At 70.5% G+C, this 19,795-nt stretch carries 17 protein-coding genes and 1 tRNA gene; 13 read left to right on the top strand and 5 right to left on the bottom strand.

Annotated features, from left to right (window positions below):
• Positions 1-15: 15 nt before the first annotated feature.
• The 13 genes from RT2_RS02360 (at position 16) to RT2_RS02300 (ending at position 13,268) form a co-directional block, all read left to right on the top strand.
• Positions 16-1,131 (top strand): MBL fold metallo-hydrolase, encoded by a 1,116-nt coding sequence (locus RT2_RS02360; RefSeq protein ID WP_072842922.1) that lies wholly within the window; start codon positions 16-18, stop codon positions 1,129-1,131.
• A gap of 10 nt (positions 1,132-1,141) precedes the next feature.
• On the top strand, positions 1,142-3,604 hold the full coding sequence (locus tag RT2_RS02355) for an HAD-IC family P-type ATPase (RefSeq protein ID WP_072842921.1): 2,463 nt from the start codon (positions 1,142-1,144) through the stop codon (positions 3,602-3,604).
• 113 nt (positions 3,605-3,717) lie between these two features.
• Positions 3,718-3,909: an antitoxin gene (locus tag RT2_RS02350; RefSeq protein WP_072842920.1), complete on the top strand. Its 192-nt coding sequence runs from the start codon at positions 3,718-3,720 to the stop codon at positions 3,907-3,909.
• A gap of 33 nt (positions 3,910-3,942) precedes the next feature.
• Positions 3,943-4,335, top strand: a complete 393-nt coding sequence (locus RT2_RS02345) for a thiol-disulfide oxidoreductase DCC family protein (RefSeq protein ID WP_072842919.1) — start codon at positions 3,943-3,945, stop codon at positions 4,333-4,335.
• 3 nt (positions 4,336-4,338) lie between these two features.
• Positions 4,339-5,982 (top strand): Na+/H+ antiporter, encoded by a 1,644-nt coding sequence (locus RT2_RS02340; protein WP_072842918.1) that lies wholly within the window; start codon positions 4,339-4,341, stop codon positions 5,980-5,982.
• A gap of 49 nt (positions 5,983-6,031) precedes the next feature.
• The gene (locus RT2_RS02335) at positions 6,032-6,403 is read left to right on the top strand and encodes an MmcQ/YjbR family DNA-binding protein (RefSeq protein WP_072842917.1); all 372 of its coding nucleotides are present in this window, start codon (positions 6,032-6,034) and stop codon (positions 6,401-6,403) included.
• The gene (locus RT2_RS02330; RefSeq protein WP_072842916.1) at positions 6,400-7,605 is read left to right on the top strand and encodes a sensor histidine kinase; all 1,206 of its coding nucleotides are present in this window, start codon (positions 6,400-6,402) and stop codon (positions 7,603-7,605) included. The genes RT2_RS02335 and RT2_RS02330 overlap by 4 nt, the downstream gene beginning before the upstream one ends.
• A 28-nt stretch (positions 7,606-7,633) precedes the next feature.
• Complete coding sequence (locus RT2_RS02325) at positions 7,634-8,455, top strand: LytR/AlgR family response regulator transcription factor (protein WP_072842915.1); 822 nt, start codon at positions 7,634-7,636, stop codon at positions 8,453-8,455.
• A complete protein-coding gene (locus RT2_RS02320) occupies positions 8,452-8,826 on the top strand; it encodes a hypothetical protein (RefSeq protein WP_072842914.1) in 375 nt (124 codons plus the stop codon). Before RT2_RS02325 ends, RT2_RS02320 begins: the two co-directional genes overlap by 4 nt.
• A gap of 10 nt (positions 8,827-8,836) precedes the next feature.
• Positions 8,837-10,591 (top strand): sodium/solute symporter, encoded by a 1,755-nt coding sequence (locus RT2_RS02315; protein WP_072842913.1) that lies wholly within the window; start codon positions 8,837-8,839, stop codon positions 10,589-10,591.
• A gap of 146 nt (positions 10,592-10,737) precedes the next feature.
• Positions 10,738-11,100, top strand: coding sequence for a DUF485 domain-containing protein (locus RT2_RS02310; RefSeq protein ID WP_072842912.1), 363 nt, complete (start codon positions 10,738-10,740; stop codon positions 11,098-11,100).
• The gene (locus RT2_RS02305) at positions 11,097-12,734 is read left to right on the top strand and encodes a monocarboxylic acid transporter (protein WP_072842911.1); all 1,638 of its coding nucleotides are present in this window, start codon (positions 11,097-11,099) and stop codon (positions 12,732-12,734) included. The genes RT2_RS02310 and RT2_RS02305 overlap by 4 nt, the downstream gene beginning before the upstream one ends.
• 102 nt (positions 12,735-12,836) lie before the next feature.
• Positions 12,837-13,268, top strand: a complete 432-nt coding sequence (locus tag RT2_RS02300; RefSeq protein WP_072842910.1) for a type II toxin-antitoxin system Rv0910 family toxin — start codon at positions 12,837-12,839, stop codon at positions 13,266-13,268.
• A 17-nt stretch (positions 13,269-13,285) separates the two neighbouring features.
• On the opposite strand, the gene RT2_RS02295 is transcribed toward RT2_RS02300, so the two are convergent.
• From RT2_RS02295 to RT2_RS02275, 5 genes are all read right to left on the bottom strand, one after another.
• A complete protein-coding gene (locus tag RT2_RS02295; protein WP_072842909.1) occupies positions 13,286-14,179 on the bottom strand; it encodes an ABC transporter substrate-binding protein in 894 nt (297 codons plus the stop codon).
• Positions 14,180-14,303: 124 nt separating this feature from the next.
• Positions 14,304-15,719 (bottom strand): DUF1254 domain-containing protein, encoded by a 1,416-nt coding sequence (locus RT2_RS02290; protein ID WP_174556654.1) that lies wholly within the window; start codon positions 15,717-15,719, stop codon positions 14,304-14,306.
• A 148-nt stretch (positions 15,720-15,867) separates the two neighbouring features.
• Positions 15,868-15,943: transfer RNA gene (locus tag RT2_RS02285), tRNA-Arg, on the bottom strand.
• A 43-nt stretch (positions 15,944-15,986) separates the two neighbouring features.
• Entirely contained in the window at positions 15,987-17,297 is a 1,311-nt protein-coding gene (locus RT2_RS02280; protein ID WP_072842908.1) for a YhgE/Pip domain-containing protein, read from the bottom strand.
• Positions 17,298-17,413: 116 nt separating this feature from the next.
• On the bottom strand, positions 17,414-19,768 hold the full coding sequence (locus RT2_RS02275) for an MMPL family transporter (protein WP_072842907.1): 2,355 nt from the start codon (positions 19,766-19,768) through the stop codon (positions 17,414-17,416).
• Positions 19,769-19,795: the final 27 nt, after the last annotated feature.

Genomic DNA, 19,795 nt, shown 5'->3' with positions numbered 1-19,795 from the left:
GGACAGGGCGGCGGAATGGGAACGAAGAGCGCGTTCGCGGCGGGTGTCGCGCTGGCCGGCGTAGCGGCGTTGGTCCGGGCGGGCTGGGGTGTGCGGTCCCAGATCGGCGCGTCGACCTCGGCGATCGCCCCGCACGCGATGGGCTCGGCGCGGTACCGCGACCGGCGCTTCCACAACACCGAACCCAGCCGCCAGGTGGTCGGTGGCTCCGACTCGAGCATCGTCTCGGCGCTGCTGACCCGTGGCCGGCTGGGCCGGCCCCGCCAGGCCATCCCGCTGGCCACGCCGCTGGCCCCCGCGGCCGCCGCCGACCTGGCCGTCACCTGGTACGGGCACGCCAGCGCGCTCATCGAGGTCGACGGGTACCGGGTGCTCACCGACCCGGTGTGGAGCGACCGGGTCTCGCCGTCCCGGCTGGTCGGGCCGCTGCGCCTGCACCCGACGCCGGTCGGGATCGAGGACCTGCCGCGAGTGGACGCCGTCGTCGTCTCCCACGACCACTACGACCACCTGGACAAGTCGACCGTCGAGGCACTGCTGCGCACCCAGACCGCACCGTTCGTGGTGCCGACCGGGATCGGCGCGCACCTGCGCAGCTGGCGGGTCCCCGAGGACCGGATCGTCGAACTGGACTGGGACGAGGAGGTCGTGCTCGGCGAGCTCACCGTCACCTGCACCGAGGCCCGGCACTTCTCCGGCCGCGGACTGGCCCGCAACACGACGCTGTGGTCGTCGTGGGTGATCCGCGGGCCGCGGCACCGCGCGTTCTTCGGCGGTGACACCGGGTACACCCCGCGGTTCGTCGAGATCGGGCAGCGGCACGGACCCTTCGACCTGACGCTGCTGCCGGTCGGTGCCTACGACGAGCACTGGCCCGACATCCACATGAACCCGGAGGAGGCGGTCCGGATGCATGCCGACCTCAACGCGGGCGACGACGCGGCCGGCGTGCTGGTCCCGGTGCACTGGGCCACCTTCAACCTGGCCTTCCACCCCTGGGCCGAGCCGGTTACGCGACTGCTGACGGCGGCCCGCGAGTCCGGCACCCGGGTCAGCGTGCCGATGCCCGGTCAGCGGATCGACGTGCTGCGGCCTGGCGTGCAGCGGCACTGGTGGCTCCGGCTGGCATAACCTGGCGTTCATGGCCAACGAGGACCTCCCAGGTGCATCCGTCGTGACCGCGCCCCTGCACGCCGACGTCGACCCGTCGGTGGGGCTGACCGCGGACCAGGTGGCCCGCCGCCGGGCCGACGGGCGGACCAACGACGTGCCCGGTCGGGCGAGCCGCTCGGTGCGGGACATCGTCCGTGCCAACGTCTTCACCCGGATCAACGCCATCCTCGGGGTGCTGTTGATCATCGTGCTCGCCACCGGGTCCGTCATCGACGGCATGTTCGGACTGCTGATCGTCGCGAACAGCGCCATCGGCATCATCCAGGAGGTCCGGGCCAAACAGACCCTGGACAAACTCGCGATCGTCGGCCAGGCCAGGCCGCAGGTCCGCCGCGACGGACAGCCGGTCACGGTGGCACCGAACGAGGTGGTGCTCGACGAGATCATCGAACTCGGCGCGGGCGACCAGATCGTCGTCGACGGGGCACTGGTCGAGGGCGAGGCGCTCGAGGTCGACGAGTCGCTGCTCACCGGCGAGGCCGACCCGGTGCACAAGACGCCCGGGGCGCAGATCCTCTCGGGCAGCTTCGTGGTGTCCGGCAGCGGCGCCTACCAGGCCACCAAGGTCGGCAAGGACGCCTACGCGGCGCGGCTGGCGGAGGAGGCCAGCAAGTTCACGCTGGTGCACTCGGAACTGCGCAGCGGCGTCGACAAGATCCTCCGGTTCATCACCTACCTGATGATTCCGGCGGGCCTGATGATCGTCTACAACCAGCTCTTCGTCAGCAAGCAGGCACTGCCCGACGCGCTCAACGGCATGGTGGCCGCGCTGGTCCCGATGGTGCCCGAGGGCCTGGTGCTGATGACCTCCCTCGCGTTCGCGGTCGGCGTCGTCCGCCTCGGCCGGCGGCAGTGTCTGGTGCAGGAACTGCCCGCGATCGAGGGCCTGGCCCGGGTCGACGTGGTGTGCGCAGACAAGACCGGCACCCTCACCGAGAACGGGATGCGACTGTCGGAGCTGCGGGTCCTCGGCGACGGGGGAGAGGCGGTGGTGCGTGACGCGCTGGCCGCCCTCGCCGGGGACGACCCGCGTCCCAACGCCAGCATGCTGGCGATCGCCGAGTCGATCGACCACGACCCGGGCTGGACCTCGACCGGGATCGCCCCCTTCACGTCCGCCAAGAAGTGGAGCGGAATCTCTTACGGCGACAACGGGAACTGGGTGCTCGGCGCGCCCGACGTGCTGCTCGACCCGGCCAGCGACCCCGCCCGTCAGGCGGAGGAGGCCGGCGCGCGGGGGCTGCGGGTGCTGCTGCTGGGCAGCAGCGACCTGCCGGTGGACGCCGCCGCCGCGCCCGGCCGGGTGACTCCGCGGGCGCTGGTGATCCTCGAGCAGCGGGTGCGGCCCGACGCCGCCGAGACCCTGGAGTACTTCGCCGAGCAGCACGTGTCCGTCAAGGTCATCTCCGGCGACAACGCGGTCTCGGTCGGTGCCGTCGCCAGCTCGCTGGGCCTGCCCGGCGGCGACCGTCCCGTCGATGCCCGCGAGTTGCCATCCGGGCGAGAGGAACTCGCGGACGCGCTCGACGAGGCGACCACCTTCGGCCGGGTCCGGCCGGACCAGAAGCGGGAGATGGTCGGTGCGCTGCAGTCGCGCGGCCACACCGTCGCGATGACCGGCGACGGCGTCAACGACGTGCTCGCGCTCAAGGACGCGGACATCGGGGTGGCGATGGGCTCGGGCAGCGCGGCCACCCGCGCGGTGGCGCAGATCGTGCTGCTGGACAACAAGTTCGCCACCCTGCCCTACGTGGTGGGCGAGGGCCGCCGGGTGATCGGCAACATCGAGCGCGTCTCCAATCTGTTCCTCACCAAGACCGTCTACTCGGTGCTACTGGCCCTGTTGATCGGGCTGTCCGGCCTCCTGTCCCAGGTGCTGCACTTCGACCCGCTGCCGTACCCGTTCCTGCCTCGGCACGTCACCATCGCGGCCTGGTTCACCATCGGCATCCCGGCGTTCATCCTGTCGCTGGCGCCGAACAACGAGCGCGCTCGCACCGGCTTCGTCTCGCGGGTGATGCGGTTCGCGGTGCCGTCGGGCGTGGTGATCGGGGTGGCGTCGTTCGTGTCCTACGTGCTGGTCTACGCCGGTCCCGAGTCCACGCCGACCCAGCAGGTCCAGGCCAGCACCACGGCGCTGATCACCCTGATCATGATCGCGCTGTGGGTGCTGGCCATCGTCGCTCGGCCGTACGTGTGGTGGAAGATCGTGCTGATCGCGGGGTCGGTGGGCGGCTACCTGGTGCTCTTCGCGCTCCCGTTCACCCGCGAGTTCTTCAAGCTGGACCCGTCCAACATCGCCGCCACCACCACCGCGATCGTCTGCGGCGGCGTGGGGATCGTGTTGGTGGAGCTGGGCTGGTGGGTGTCCGGTCTGCTGTCCGGCGACAAGCGCCGTGTGTTCTCGCTTCCTGAGTCTCCGGCGGGCTGACCAGCACGCTCCACCTGTGGCGTGCGTCCGGCAAAGCTGTGAGACTGGGGCTGAGCGGGGGGACCGCCCCTCGACGACAGGCGCCCGGTCCGGGCGTCGGAGGAGGAACCACGATGGGCTTCATGGATACGCTGAAGGGCCTCTTCGGCAAGGGACAGCAGCTCGCCTCTGAGCACTCGGACAAGATCGAGGGCGCGATCGACAAGGCCGGCGACATCGTCGACCAGAAGACCGGCGGCAAGTACGCCCAGCACGTCGACAAGGCGCAGGACGCAGCCAAGAAGGTCATCCCGCCGAAGCAGTAGTCCGCGAGAAGCCGGCCACACTCAGGAGCCGCAATGCCCGTCAGACTGCCCTCCGCCGGATACACCGTGGAGCTGCTCTTCGACCGGGACTGCGGCTTCTGTGTGTACTGCGCCGGGTGGCTGCGGCGACTGGACCGCCGCGGCCGGGTCACGGCGACGGCGCTGCAGCAGCCCGGCGCGACGGAGCGTTTCGGCGTGAGCAAGGACGAGGCGCTCGAGCGGGCCTGGGCGGTGGACTCCCGCGGCGACCGGTACGCGGGCGCCGGCGCTGTCAACGCGGCGCTGTCCGGGGTGATCGGCAGCCGAATGCCTTTGTACATCTATCGAATTCCCGGGATCCGGCAGGTACAGGACCTGGCCTACCGGATGGTCGCCGCCAACCGGCACCGACTGCCCGGCAGGGGCGGCAGCTGCGCGGTCGGCTGACGGATGGACATCACCAGCCTGTTCTTCGTGGTCATCGCGGCCATCGTCGTCGCCGGGTTCGCCAAGCGCCTCGACTTCCAGGTTCCCCTGGTGCTCGTCACGATCGGCGCGGCGGCGTCCTTCGTGCCCGGCGTTCCGTCACTGGAGATCGCGCCCGAACTGATGCTCGGGGTGGTGCTGCCCCCGCTGCTGTACTCGGCGGCCCTCGACTTCTCCTTCAACACCTTCCGCCGCAACCTCGGGTCGATCCTGCGGCTCGGCATCGGCATGGTGCTGGTGACCACCCTGGCGGTGGGGTTCTTCGCCGACTGGCTGGTGCCGGAGTTCACCCTCGGCGCCGCGCTGGTGCTCGGCGCGGTGGTGGCCCCGCCCGACGCGGTCGCCGCGGTCGCGGTCGGCCGGCGGCTCGGCCTGCCGACCCGGATCATGGCCATCCTCAAGGGCGAGAGCCTGGTCAACGACGCCACGGCGCTGACCCTGTTCGCGCTGACCACGGCCGCGGTGACGGGCCGGGAGATCGCCATCGACTCGCCGGTCGTGTTCTTCCTCTACGAGACCGCGGGCGGGGTGCTGGTCGGGCTGGCCTTCGCGGTGGCGGTCCGGTTGGTGCGGTCCCGGATCGAGGACTCGCCGATGGAGACCGTGCTGGGGGTGGTCCTGCCGTTCACCGCGTACTTCGCGGCCGAGGAGATCCACGCCTCCGGGGTGCTCGCCGTCGTCACCGCCGGGTTCGTGATGGGGCGCAGCGCCGGCGACGAGTCGGTGTCGACGCGGGTCCAGGAACGGTCGGTGTGGCCGACCGTCGACCTGGTCCTCGAGACGTTCGTCTTCGCGTACATGGGCCTGCAACTGAAGTCGGTGGTCGAGGACGTGCGCGCCGACGGGCTGCCGGTGCTGCACGTGTTCGGGTACGGGCTGGTGGTGCTGGCGCTGGTCATGTTGGTCCGCCCGGCCTGGATCTTCCTGAACTGGGGTCGGCGCCAGGCGGCCCGCTCGATCGTCCGCCGGCGCGGCGGCGACCGGCCGGGCGACCCGTTGAACTGGCGGCAGAACCTGGTGGTGTCGTGGGCCGGGATGCGCGGCGTGGTCACCCTCGCCGCGGCGTCCGGTGTGCCGCTGGTGACGGTGGCCGGCGACCCGTTCCCCGGCCGCGGGGTCATCCAGGCGGTCGCGTTCACCGTCGCCGTCGGGACCCTGCTGATCCAGGGGTCGACGCTGCCGCTGCTGATCCGCAAGCTCGACGTCGCCGACCCGGACGAGGAGCGTCGCACCGAGAAGCAGGTCGCCTACGCGCGCAAGGTCGCCCTCGAGGCCGCCGAGCAGTCGCTGCGGGACGTGCTCCACGATCCGCCGACGGGCATCGCGAGCAAGGAGATGCTGGAGGTCGTGGAGCGGCTCCGGCTCGCGGCCGAGGCCCGGATGGCGGCGGACCTGGTGGAGGACGTCGGCGAGCACGAGGTCAAGGCGATGCAGGCGGGCGCGCTGTTCAACCGGCTGCGCAGTCGGGTGCTCAAGGACCAGCGCCGGGCCCTGATCGCGGCCCGGGACTCCGGTGACCTCGACGACGAGGTGCTCCGCCGGGTGCTGGAGACACTCGACATGGAGGAGGCGGTGGCGGAGTCCCGGGTGCAGCGACAGCGCTGGTGACGGCGCGTGGTCGCGGTGGGCGGGCCGCCGCTGTCGTAGCGTCGTAGTCATGACCGCGACCACTCCGCTCGATCGCCTGCGGGCGCTGTGCCTGGCCCTGCCGGAGGCGACGGAACGGGTCAGCCACGGCGAACCCGCCTGGTTCGTCCGCCGGGCACCGCAGTTCGCGAGCCTCGCCGACCACCATCACGACGACCGCCTCGCCTTCTGGGCCGCGGCACCGGCCGGGGCGCAGCAGGACTGGGTCGAACGCGATCCCCAGCGGTACTTCCGTCCGCGCTACGTGGGGACCCGCGGATGGGTTGGGGTGTACCTCGACGTGAGCGTGGACTGGGACGAGGTGGCGGACATCGTCGAGGACGCGTACCGCACAGTGGCGCCGCGCACCCTGACGGCCAGGCTCGACGCGGACACCCCGTGAGCACAACGGTTCTCGCCCTGCTGGGGGTGGTCGCGGTGGCCCTCGTGGTCGGCGTCGTGGTGGTGTGGCTGCGCACCCGGCAGGCGCTCACCACCCCCGCGGAGCGCGCGGTCCACGACACCCTGCACACCGCGTCCCTGGCCGCCCGACCGCTTCGCCGCGGACTGGACGCGACCTCGGCGGCCGAGGCCGCCCCGTACCTGCGCCAGCTCACCGGTGGCGCGGCCCTGGCGATCGCTGACGCCGAGGGTCGGCTGCTGGTCTGGCACGGACCGCACCAACAGCTCGCCGAGGCGTTCGGGGTGGCGGCGGCCCGAGCGGTCGAGGGAGAACGGCAGGTCCTGGTCGAGCAGGCCGAACTCGGCGCCGCCGCGGCCCGGGCGTTGATCGCGCAGCCGCTCCTGGTCGAGGACGCCGGGGTGATCGGGGTGCTCGGCGTGGTCGCCACCACGGATCCGGGGCCGGGGGTGCTCGGCGCCGTCACCGAGGTGGCCCGGTACGCGAGCAGCCAGATCGAGCTGGCCGAACTCGACGCCTCGCGCGCCAGGCTGGACCGGGCGGAGGTCCGGGCGCTGCGGGCGCAGATCAGCCCCCACTTCATCTACAACGCGCTCAACACGGTGGCGTCGTTCGTGCGGACCGACCCGGCCCGCGCCCGGGAGCTGATCCTCGAGTTCGCCGACTTCACCCGGTACTCGTTCCGGTCCGCGGGGGAGTACACGCTCCTCGCCGACGAGCTGCGCAACATCGACCGCTACCTCACCCTCGAACGTGCCCGGTTCGGCAGCGCGCTCGAGGTGCGGCTGCAGGTGGCACCCGAGGTGCTCAACGTGGTGCTGCCGTTCCTGGCATTGCAGCCGCTGGTGGAAAACGCTGTCCGGCACGGTCTCTCCGGCCAGCAGCACGGCGGCACGGTCACCATCGTCGCGGCGGACGAGGGCGCCGACTGCGTGATCAGCGTGGAGGACGACGGCGTCGGGATGGATCCGGACGTGCTGCGCTCGGGATCTCTGGACGCCGTCGAGTCCGGTCCCGGCCGGCCCAGCGCGAAGGAGTCTGCACACGTCGGCCTGGCCAACGTCGACGACCGGTTGCGGGCGGCGTTCGGCAACGACTACGGCCTGGTGGTGGAGACCGCGCCGGGGGCGGGCACCAAGGTCAGCATGCGGGTGCCCAAGTTCCGCGCCGGAATCCGGGCATGACCGGCGGGCATGGCACGATGGATTCGTTGTGACGCAGAATGCCGAGGGGACCCGAGAGGCCCCACTGACGGTGCTGGCCGTGGACGACGAGCGACCCGCTCTCGACGAGCTGGCCTACCTGCTGCGCGCGCAGGACGGCGTGGGGGAGATCCTCACCGCGGGCGAGGCGACGACGGCGCTGCGGGTGATCAAGGACCGGCTCGGGCACGCCGCCCCCATCGACGCGGTGTTCCTCGACATCAACATGCCCGGTCTGGACGGCCTCGAGCTGGCCGGGGTGCTCGCCGCGTTCGTGCGCCCGCCGGTGGTGGTGTTCGTGACCGCCCACGACGACCGCGCGGTCGACGCCTTCGACCTCGGCGCCGTGGACTACCTGCTCAAGCCGCTGCGCGAGGAGCGGCTGGCGGAGTCGGTGCGCCGGATCCTCGCGCAGCGTCAGCAGCGCGGACCGCAGGTCGAGGCGGCCGGCGCCGAGCCCGACGCCGACGAGGTCATCCCCGTGGAGCTGGGTGGTGTCACCACCCTGGTGCGCCGCTCGGCGGTGGCATGGGTGGAGGCGGACGGCGACTACACGCGGCTGCACACCGCGTCCGGCTCGCACCTGGTGCGAATCCCCATCTCCGCGTTGGAGTCCCGGTGGCAGCCGGCCGGCTTCCTGCGGGTGCACCGCTCCTACCTCGTGGCGCTGCCGCTGGTCACCGGAATCCGCACCGCGGGCACCGGCATCGTGGTGTGCCTGCGCGCCACCGCCGACGGCCCGACGGTGGAACTGCCGGTGAGCCGTCGCCACACCCGCGAACTCAAGGACCGGCTGGTGCGGGCGCCCCGGCAGAGTTGGTCTCCCCGGTGAGCGGCGCCGACGGCCCGCCGCGGGCCCGGCAGCGGGTGGTCCTCGCGGACCGGCACGGGGCCCGCGTGGTGCGGACCCGGGTGGAGGTCCAGGAACAGACCGAGGTCGGCGAGGTGATGGTCCGGGCGTTGGTGCGCGCGCAACTCGGACTGGCACTGCGGATCGCGGTGCTCGCCGCGGCGCTGCTGGGCCTGATCCCGCTGCTGGTGCTCGCGTTCCCGGCGCTGAGCGGCGTCGCGGTCTTCGGGATCCGGCTGCCGTGGCTGGTGCTCGGGGTGGCGGTGTACCCGATGCTCTACGGCGTCGCCCGCCTCTACTGCCGGCTGGCCGAACGCACCGAGCAGGAATTCGTCGACCTGGCCGACGACTGAGCGGGTCGCCATGTCCGGTCAGCCGCTCCCTGTCGTCACACTTCTGGTCCTGGTGGTCGCCGCCGTCGCGACCGTCGTCATCGGGTTGTACGGAGTCCGGTTGGCGCGCACCACCTCCGACTTCCTGGTGGCCTCGCGCAGCGTCGGCCCACGCCTGAACGCCGCCGCCATCTCCGGCGAGTACCTGTCGGCCGCGTCGTTCCTGGGCGTCGCTGGGCTGATCGCCAAGTACGGCGCGGACGCGCTGTGGTATCCGGTCGGGTTCACCGCCGGCTACCTCGGGCTGCTGCTGTTCGTGTCGGCGCCGCTGCGCCGTTCGGGGGCCTACACCGTGCCGGACTTCGCCGAGTTCCGGCTCGGCTCGGTGCGGGTGCGCCGGCTGGCCATGCTGGTGGTGGTGGTGATCTGCATCCTCTACATGGTGCCGCAGTTCCAGGGCGCCGGGCTGACGCTGGGCATCCTGCTCGGGATCCCGGCGTGGGTGGGCGCGCTGGTGGTCGGGCTGATCGTGATCGGGAACGTGGTCGGCGGCGGGATGCGGTCGGTCACCTTCGTGCAGGCCTTCCAGTACTGGCTCAAGCTCACCGCGGTCGCGGTGCCGGCCGTGGTGCTGTCGGTGCACTTCTTCGGCGGCGCCTACGATCTGGGGTCACCCGCGCCGCCGACCGTCGGCGCGCGCACCACCGTCGACATCACCACCGACGTCGTCGTGCAGGTCTCGGAGGCGCTGCACGCGCAGGTGAGCGGGAGCGTCGACGACGCGCCGGTCGAGGGCCCGGTCTCGCTCGGCCCGGGCGAACACGAACTCGGCGCCGGCACGGTGCTGGTGCTCGACGCGGGCGCGCCGGTGCCGGTGGTGGCGGGCGCCCCCGCCACCGAGGCGCAGTGGCTCGAGCCCGGCTGGGGGTTCGGCGGGTCCCACCCGATCTACCAGGTCTACTCCCTGATGATCGGGATCTTCCTGGGCACCATGGGATTACCGCACGTGCTGGTCCGCTTCTACACCAACCCGGACGGCCGGACGGCCCGCGCCACCTCGCTCGCGGTGATCGGCCTGCTCGGGGTGTTCTACCTGTTCCCGACGCTGCTGGGCGCCTTTGCCCGGCTGTGGGTGCCGCAACTGCTCATCACCGGGGCCTCCGACGCCGCGGTGCTGCTGCTGCCGGGATCGGTGTTCTCCGGTCTCGGCGGCCAGTTGCTGGCGGCGCTGGTCGCGGCGGGCGCGCTCGCGGCGTTCCTGTCCACCTCCTCGGGCCTGCTGGTCAGCGTCGCGGGCGTGCTGAGCACCGACGTGCTGCGCGGGCGGGTGCGCGACTTCCGGCTGGCGGCGGTACTGGCCGGGGCGATCCCGCTGGCGCTGGCGGTCGGGGTGGTCTCGCTGGACCTCTCGCGCACCGTCGGTCTGGTGTTCGCGGTGGCGGCGTCGACGCTGTGCCCGCTGCTGGTGCTGGGCATCTGGTGGCGCGGGCTGACCGCAGCCGGGGCGGCGGCCGGGATGGTGGTCGGCGGCCTGGTGTCGGGGTTGGCCGCGGCGGTGACGGTCGCGGGCGGCGTCGACGGCGGACTGTGGGGCGGCTGGCCCGCCGCGCTGGTCGGCTACCCGGCCGCGGTGAGCGTGCCGCTGGCGTTCGCGGTGATGGTGCTCGTCAGCCGGGCGACGCGCGGCCGGGTGCCAGCCGGAGTGGGGCTGATCTTCACCCGGATGCACGCGCCGGAGCGGCTCGACGTGGGCTCGGACCGGGCGACGGAGCTGCGGTCCCGCTAAGCCGTTCGTCGCGCTCGGCAGACCGCCTGGCGCGCACCTCGACCCCTCGACGTGTGACCGCCGCCACAGGCTGCGGCTGTGACCCGTATCTCACTAGCGTCATCGGTCAACCGCTCCATCCACGTACCCCGCTCGAGGAGTTCGCAGTGACCACAGCCGATGTGATTCCGGAAGGCTCGCCCGAACGGGCGGCACCGGACGAGCAGGCCTTCATCGACATGCAGGCGAGCCCGGAGTTCCAGGACCTCCGACGCCGGCTGCGGAACTTCGTGTTCCCGATGACGGCCTTCTTCCTGCTCTGGTACGCCGTCTACGTGCTGCTGGCGACGTACGCCAGCGACTTCATGGCCACCAAGGTCATCGGGAACGTCAACCTCGGCCTGATCCTCGGGCTCGGTCAGTTCGTGACGACGTTCGTGATCACCGGCCTCTACGTGCGGTTCGCGAACCGTGAACTCGATCCGCGGTCCTCGGCGATCCGCGAAGAACTGGAAGGCCCGCAGCTGTGAACACCATCCTCGCGGCATCGTCGGCCGATGTCGGCAACCCGATGCTCAACATCGCCATCTTCGTGGCCTTCGTCGTCATCACCATGACCATCGTGATCCGCGCCAGCCGCACCACCACCAAGGCATCGGACTTCTACACCGGCGGCGCCCAGTTCTCCGGCCCGCAGAACGGGTTCGCGATCGCGGGCGACTACCTTTCGGCGGCGTCCTTCCTCGGCATCGCCGGCGCCATCGCGGTCTACGGCTACGACGGCTTCCTCTACTCGATCGGATTCCTGGTCGCCTGGCTGGTGGCCCTGCTGCTGGTGGCGGAGTTGTTGCGCAACACGGGCCGGTTCACCATGGCGGACGTGCTGAGCTTCCGGCTCAAGCAGCGGCCGGTGCGGATGGCCGCGGCGCTGTCCACCCTGGTGGTCTCGCTGTTCTACCTGCTCGCCCAGATGGCAGGCGCCGGCGGACTCGTCGCGCTCCTGCTCGACATCCACGACAAGGTCGGCCAGGCGATCGTGGTGACCGTGGTCGGCCTGCTCATGATCGTCTACGTGCTGATCGGCGGCATGAAGGGCACCACCTACGTGCAGATGGTCAAGGCCGTGCTGCTGATCCTCGGCGCGGGCATCATGTTCGTGCTGGTCCTGTTCGCGGTGAAGGGCAACTTCTCGCAGCTGCTCGCCGACGCGCAGGCCATGGTCAACAGCTCCACCAACGAGGCGGTCGCGGGCCGGGACGTGCTGGCGCCGGGCGCCAAGTACGGCCTCAGCTCGATGACGCGACTCGACTTCATCTCCCTCGGCCTCGCGCTGGTCCTCGGCACCGCCGGCCTGCCGCACGTGCTGATGCGCTTCTACACCGTGCCCACCGCGAAGGAGGCCCGTCGCTCGGTCACCTGGGCCATCGGCCTCATCGGCGCCTTCTACCTGTTCACCCTGGTGCTCGGCTACGGCGCCGCGAAGCTGGTCGGACCCGACGCCATCCTGGCCGCGCCCGGCAAGGAGAACTCGGCGGCGCCACTGCTGGCCTTCGAGCTCGGCGGCACGGTCTTCCTGGCGATCATCTCCGCGGTCGCGTTCGCCACCATCCTGGCCGTGGTCGCGGGCCTGGCGATCACCGCGTCGGCGTCCTTCGCCCACGACATCTACGCCAGTGTCATCAAGCGCGGCAACGCATCCGAGGAGGAGCAGGTCCGGGTCTCGCGGATCACCGTGGTGGTCATCGGCCTGGTGTCGATCGTGCTCGGCATCCTGGCGATGGGGCAGAACATCGCCTTCCTGGTGGCGCTGGCCTTCGCGGTCGCGGCGTCGGCGAACCTGCCGACCCTGCTGTACTCCCTGTTCTGGAAGGGTTTCAACACCACCGGCGCGCTGTTCAGCATCTACGGTGGCCTGCTCAGCTGCCTGACGTTGATCGTCTTCTCGCCGGCCGTCTCCGGCACTCCGACCTCGATGTTCCCCGACGCCGACTTCGCCTGGTTCCCGCTGGCGAACCCCGGCATCGTGTCCATCCCGCTGGCCTTCGTGCTGGGCATCGTCGGCACCTACGTGGGCCGTGGGAAGCTCGAGGACGCGGGCAAGCAGGCCGAGATGGAGGTGCGCTCCCTGACCGGCGTCGGCGTGGAGAAGGCGGTCGCGCACTGACGCGACCGGATCGTCCCTGCGGACGCGAAACGTGCCCCGCACCTGGTACCCCCTGTACCCAGGTGCGGGGTGCTTCGTTTCCCCGTTGGCTACCATGCGTCAATGGCAAAGCTGAAGGTCTCGGTCGACGTTCCCCTCGCGCCCGAGGTGGCGTGGGAAAAGGCAAGTGCCCTGACCGAATTCGATCGGTGGCTGAAGATCCACGACGGCTGGCGCAGCCAGATTCCCGAGCACCTCGCGACGGGCACCACCGCGGAGTCGGTGGTCTCGGTCAAGGGGCTCCGCAACCGGGTCAAGTGGGTCCTGACCGGCTACACACCGCCGCGCAACCTGGTGCTCGCGGGTGACGGCAAGGGCGGCGTCAAGATCAAGATGACCCTGTCGGTGCGGTCCAAGGGGGCCGGCTCGGAGGTGGAACTCGACATCGACCTCGGCGGCGCCCCGCTGTTCGGCCCTATCGGATCCGGCGTGGCGCGGGCGCTCAAGGGCGACATCGAGGCTTCGCTGCGCACCTTCGTCTCGCTGTATTCGTAAGCCGTTCGAGGACAGGGTTACTCGAGAACGGGGGCGTCGCCGGTGTCGATGAGCCAGGTCTGCGCGAGCCGGTCCAGGGTCCCGTCCGCGTAGAGCGAGTCCACCGCGGCCGACGCGCACGGGGTCATCGGGCTGTTCTTCTCCAACACCAGGCCAAAGAACTCGGTGACGGAGTTCGGTCGTGGGAACTGGCCTACCAGAGCGCTGTTCGGCAGTTCCCACTTGGTGATCTGAAATCCGGTGGGGATGTCCACCACGAGAGCGTCGATGGTCCCGGCGGTGAGCGCGGCCTTCGCGGCGTCGGTGGTGTCGAACTCGACGGGCGGCTGCCCGGGGCGGATGGTCCCGGTGATCGCGGCCAGGCTGGTGGAGCCGCGCTGAGCGCCGAGCCGGTAGGGGGCGAGGTCGTTCAGGTTGCGGGCGGCGGCGGCAGGGGTACCGCTCATCGCGACGATCGACTGCGCCACCGCGTAGTACGGCGACGAGAAGTCGACGGCGTCGCGGCGCTCGCCGACGATGGTGAACTGGTTGATGTCGAAGTCGAAGTCCTTGGGGCCGGGCGCCATTGCCTCGTCCCACGGCACCCGGACGAATTCCACCTGCCCGGCCTGGTAGCCGAGTTTCTCGGCGACCGCCTTCGCGACCGCGCCCTCGAATCCCGTGCCGTTGGCGGGGTTGTCGCCGACGAACCACGGCTCGTAGGCCGGCGAGTCCGTCGCGATGGTGAGCGTGCCCTTCTTGACGGTGGCCGCGCTGCTCGGTCCGCAGGTGGTGACCGCGGCGGTCGACGGAATCTTGGTGAAGGCGATCGGGTGTTCGTCCGAGGTGACGCCGGCATCGATGTCCGCACTGGTGGTGGCGGTCGAACATCCGCTCAGTGCAAGCGCGGAAACCGCGAGGAGGGTGAGCATGACGGGGCGATGTCCGATTCGGCGCACCCGGACATAGTGCATGGGCGGTGTGTCCGGGGCAACAGCGGGTCGGCGGTCGCGCCGCCCCGCTGTTGCCCGTCGTCGCCGTGTGGAGATCCGTTGGCTAGCTGGATTCTTCGATCTCGCCGGGTTGCCAGCACTTGTCGAACCACGGCTGGAGCGGGCCGTACAGGCGGAGCATCGGGAACCAGCTCTTGCCCGGGACGGTCTGGATCCAGTTCGATTCCTTCCCCGCCGGCGCGGTCGGTCCGAACCACAGCACGATCGACCCGTCCCGTTCCTCCTGGACGGTGCCGCTGAGGCTCATCAGGCTCGGATACGGGTTGTCCGTCTGCAGCAGCGACCGGGTCTGGGTGTCGTAGACGTCGACCGACCAGAAGTTCTTTGCCGGCGGGTTCGGGGGGAGGGTGAGCCGGTAGGTCTTGGCGCCGTCGAGCAGGTGCCCCCGCGAGTCCTCCGCCGTGTAGGCGTATGCAGAGCCGGCTCCCACCTGCGCGTGGGCCATGGCGGGCGTGATCACTGTGGCGAAGTAGTGGAACTGGGTTCGGGCGTCGAGCAGCCGGGCCTGCCCACGCAGGAATTCGTAGCTGCCCCCGACGAACCCCTCCTTCCAGGACGCGCCGTCGAACACGAAGGCCTCCGCATCGCGGGGGAAGTACACGAGTGCGCGGCTCATGCCTGCGGCCGTTTTCGCCGCCGAGTCGAGGATTGCGGTCAGACGCTCGTCCGGCGAGAAGGGGCGCCCGTGCTCGATGCCGATTGCGGCGAGCTGGCCCGCCCGTTCGGCGTCGAGCGAGCCGGGCGGTTCCTCCTGGATCAGTTCGTCGATCTCGCCGAAGAAGGAGACGTCGTTGGCGTGGACGGTGTTGAACGTCTCCTCCGCCACGTTGACGAACGTCATCTCGGGCGGAGCGCCGGCCTCGGCGAGCCGGTAGACGCGGGTCTTTTTGACCGCCTCGATCCCGTCCAGGGCCCGAAAGACCACCCAGTTGGTGAAAGTGGGTGTGCGACAGACGAAGTAGCCGGCGGGCTCGTCGCCGGTGTAGTCGGGCGGGAGGAACAGGTACTTTCCGCCCTGTCCCTTGTCCGGTCCGGCGATGCCCATGTCCGTGACGTACCGGAACCAGAAGTCGTCGACGACGCACAGGGAGTTCGTCGGCGGCTCGATGACCACGGGCCCGTCGCGCAGGTCGATGAACATCGTCCCGTAGGCGGTCTCGGTGTTCGGGGTCAGGAAGTAGCTTCCCGAATTGGCCCGGGGATCGGTGACGGCGAGGACATTGAGCCCGTCGACACCGACACCGCGAAAGCCGCGCCGCATCGCCACCAGAGACGCTCCAGGCACGGCGTTGAGGAAGGCGTCGATGCCTCGCACGAAGTCCAGGCCGTCGTACAGCGCGCGGGTCGAGTCGGGCTGCGGTACGCCGTCGAAGAACTCGAACGTGCCGAGCGGGGTCTCCACCCGGTCCGGAACGCCGATCCTGTTCAAATCCGCAGTCAGATCCTTTGCATTGCCCATGCCTCGCCGCTCCTGAGTTCAGACCAGTGGAGCCCCCAGCATCCCGGCGAACCTGCCTCCCGGGCCTCATCCCGAGGGGGTGAAAGTGGAGGAATGGCGCTCGGTACGGCGCGGCCTGCCCGGCAGGCGCTCGCCCTACCGGCAGATGTGGTGCCCTCGGCAGGATTCGAACCTGCGACCTACCCTTTAGGAGAGGGTTGCTCTATCCCCTGAGCTACGAAGGCGTTGTGTGTGTACACACCGCAGCGGAGTCTATCCGACTCCCCGTCACGGCGTCGTCGGCGCCTGCTCCTGGCCGGGTGCCGCCGTCCCGCGGTGGAAACCCTTCACGTCGTAGAGCCGGGTCACCACCAGGCCGAGCAGGAGCCCGACCAGCAGCCCCACTCCGGTCATTCCGACCGCGTGGGTGAGGTCCGCGCCGCCGTCGAAGTAGAGCAGCGCCCGGGCGCCGAGGAACACCTGGTGCATGGGCTCGAAGTTCGCCAGCCAGCCGAACAGCGGCGGTGTCGCCTCGATCGGGATGGTGGCGCCGGAGGAGGGCAGGCCGAGGATCACGAACAGGATGAGGTTGACCAGCAGCCCCGCGGTGCCGAAGGCGGCCAGCACCGACAGCGCGGTGACGCCCACCGCGGTGATGGCGAACGCGCCGTACAGCCACAGCCCGAGGCCGTGCGGGACCGGCATGCCCAGTGCCCGGCCGATCCCGACGTAGAGCCCGGACACCAGCGGGGCCAGCACCAGCATCACCCCCCACTTGACCAGCAGGGTGTGCAGCCGGGAGATCTCGACGGCGGGGTTGTGCACGTACCGGGGGCCGAACTCGGTCGGCGCGAAGCCCAGCGCGGCGTCGACCAGGGAGTGCACGATCATGCCGCCGGTGAAGCCGGCCAGCAGGAGCAGCAGCGCGTAGTAGAAGGCGGACAGCCCGCTGCCGGTGCCCGCGGGCAGCGGGTGGAACGGCGTGGTGACCACGTTGATCGGGGTGGCCAGGGTCAGCCGGGCGGCGCCGGCGACCTGCGGGGCGCCCGCCATGCCCGCCAGCTGGGCGTTGACCTGCTCGGTGAGCTGCTGCCCGACCGTCGCGTTCACCTCGTCGAGAGCGCGCTGCGTGACGCCGGTGACGAGTCCCGCGCTGTACGTCCCGGCGCGGGGGTTGGTGTAGACGGTGATGATCGGCTTCTCGACGTCGCCGGGCACCACGCTGGCCTCGGCCAGGATGAGCAGGCGCTTGCTGAAGTCGCTGGGGATCACGATTGCGCCGTAGACGTCGCCGTCGGCGAGCCGCTGCTGCGCCTGTGCGATGCCGATCCGCTGCAGTTCGATCTTGTCGGCGGGGACTTTCGCGACCAGTCCGTCGGTGATCTGGTTGCCGAAGTTCACCGGCTCCGCGCCCGGCGTGGAGGGGGTGTCGCCCTCGTCCTGGTTGACGAGCGCGATCGGGAAGTCGTGCAGTTCCTCCTGCGCGTCGAGGACGCCGCCCAGGTAGAGCCCGGCGAGCAGCGACATCAGGGCACTGACCACCACCAGCGGCGCCAACCAGAACCGGGCCGTGCGCAGTACGGATTCGGTCGATGCCACTGGTCGTCGCCTTCCGCCGAGGGACTCGAGACTGGTGCCCGAAACGATTCTGGCACCGCACCCGCACCAGGAGGTGCGGACACGGTGCCAGATCTGCGGTGATTGTCCGGGAGCGGCTAGCGCGCGGCAACCGCCTCCGGCTCGGACGGCGCGGGTGTCTCGAGGTCGCGCTCGAGCTTCGCGCCCTCGATGTCCACGTTCGGCAGGACCCGTTCCAGCCACTTCGGCAGCCACCAGGCCTTGTCGCCGAGCAGGGCCATCACCGCGGGGATGATCACCATGCGGACGACGAAGGCGTCGAAGAACACGGCCGCGGCGAGAGCGAAGCCGACCGACTTGATGAACGAGTCCGGCTCGGCGATGAAGGCGGCGAAGACCGAGATCATGATCAGCGCCGCCGCGGTGACTACCCGGCCGCCGTGGCTGAACCCGGCGATCACGGCGTCCTTGGCGGACGCGCCGTGCACGTACTCCTCACGCATCCGGGTCACCAGGAACACCTGGTAGTCCATCGCCAGCCCGAAGACCACACCGATCAGGAAGATCGGCATGAAGCTGACCAGCGGCTGCGGGTTCGCGATCAACCCGCCCCAGCCGTTCTGGAAGATCGCCACGGTCGCACCGAAGGTCGCCATGACGGAGAGCAGGAAGCCCAGGGTCGCGGTCAGCGGCACCAGGATCGAGCGGAACACCAGCATCAGCAGCAGGAACGCCAGCCCGACGACCACCGCGAGGTACGGGATCAGGGCGGACTGCAGCCGGTCCGAGACGTCCGTCTCGAGCGCGGTCATTCCGGTGACTCCGTAGTTGACACCGATCTGCTCGTGCAGACCGGCCTCGCCGTCTCGGAGGGACTTCATCAGCTCGACGGTCCGCGGGTCGCTAGGCCCGCTCGCCGGGGTCACCAGGATCTGCGCGGTGTCACCCTCCGGGTTGACCCCGACGACCTGGGCGTTGGTGACGTCCGGCTGGGCCTCGATGTGCGCGACGACGTCGCCGAAGGCCTGGTCTGCCGACACCGTTGCGTCCTGCGCGTCGACGACCACCACCAGCGGCCCGTTGCGGCCCGGGCCGAAGCCCTTGTCGATCAGGTCGTATGCCTGCCGCGCGCTGGTCGCGGGGTCGGCGGTGGCCTGGCTGGGCAGGGCCAGTCGCAGGCCGGTCGCGGGCAGGGCGAGCACCGCAAGCAGCAGCACGCCGCCGATCAACGGGACGAGGGGAACGCGCGTGATCGCGTGGGCGTATCGGGTGCCGATCCCCGGCTTCCCCTCGTCGGACTCGGGGTCCTTGGACGTGAGGAACGGGATCTTGCCGGCGAACGCCTTCCGGCCGAACAGGCCGAGCATCGCCGGCAGGAAGGTCAGCGCGATGAGTACCGCGACGAACACCGCGAACGCGGCGGCCGAGCCCATGTCGGTGAGGAACTTGATTCCGACGACCCGCAGCGCGACCAGCGCGATGATGACGGTCAGGCCCGCGAACACCACCGCGGACCCGGCGGTGCCGACGGCCCGTCCGGCGGCTTCCTCCCGGTCGTCGGTCACCGAGATCTCGTGGCGGAACCGGGAGACGATGAACAGCGAGTAGTCGATGGCCACCGCCAGGCCGATCATGATCGCCAGGGTGGGGGTCATCGATCCGAGCGTGGTGAATCCCGTGGCGATGGTGATGCCCAGGCTGCCGATGGCCACGCCGATGATCGCCGAGATGAGCGGCAGCCCTGCGGCCACCAGGGACCCGAAGGTGATCATCAGGACCACCGCGGCGACTCCCATGCCGATCAGTTCGGTGGAGCCGCCCGGCATGTCGACGGTCTGGGCGGCGCTGCCACTGACCTGCACGGTCAGCCCGGCGTCACGCCCGGCCTGCGCGGCCGCGTCGATCTGGTCGGTGAGGGCCTTGGTGACGTCCTCGTGGCCGCCGCTGAACGGGACGTCGACGTAGCCGACGGTCCGGTCGGGGCTCAGGGCGGACAGGGCCTGCGCGTTGGCAAGGGCCTGGTCGACCGGCTTGCCCTGCTCCTCGGCGTTCGCCGTGACCTGGTCGAGTAACCCCGTATGGGCGACAACGGGATTCACCAGAGCGGCACTGTGGGTTCCCTCAGCGACGGGGGTGCCCGGGTCGGCCTTTGCGGCCGGCTCGACCAAATCGATGCCGCGGACCTTGGCCAGCACGGCGTCCATCGCCGCTTCGTTCACCGGGGTGTCCAGCGTCTGGCCCGTCGGCGCGGCGAAGACGAATCGTGCGCTCAGCGCGTTGAACGGGTCCTTGCCCGCTGCCGGGAAGCGTTCGGCCATCAGGTCCTGGGCCTGCTGCGCCGGTGTCCCGGGGATCGTGACCGAGTCGTTGGTCGGCCCGGAGAGGGTGGCGGCGCCCACCCCCATGAGAACGAGGATCGCGAGCCAGAGCGCCAGGACCATGCCTTTTCGCCGATAGGCGAACTTGCCGATCCGGTACAGATAGGTGGCCAATGGAGGACCCTTCGGTGTCGAGAACTG

The sequence above is a fragment of the Rhodococcus tukisamuensis NBRC 100609 genome (assembly GCF_001894985.1).
Lineage (GTDB): Bacteria > Actinomycetota > Actinomycetes > Mycobacteriales > Mycobacteriaceae > Rhodococcus_G > Rhodococcus_G tukisamuensis.
This window is presented reverse-complemented; position numbering and strand designations above follow the sequence as displayed.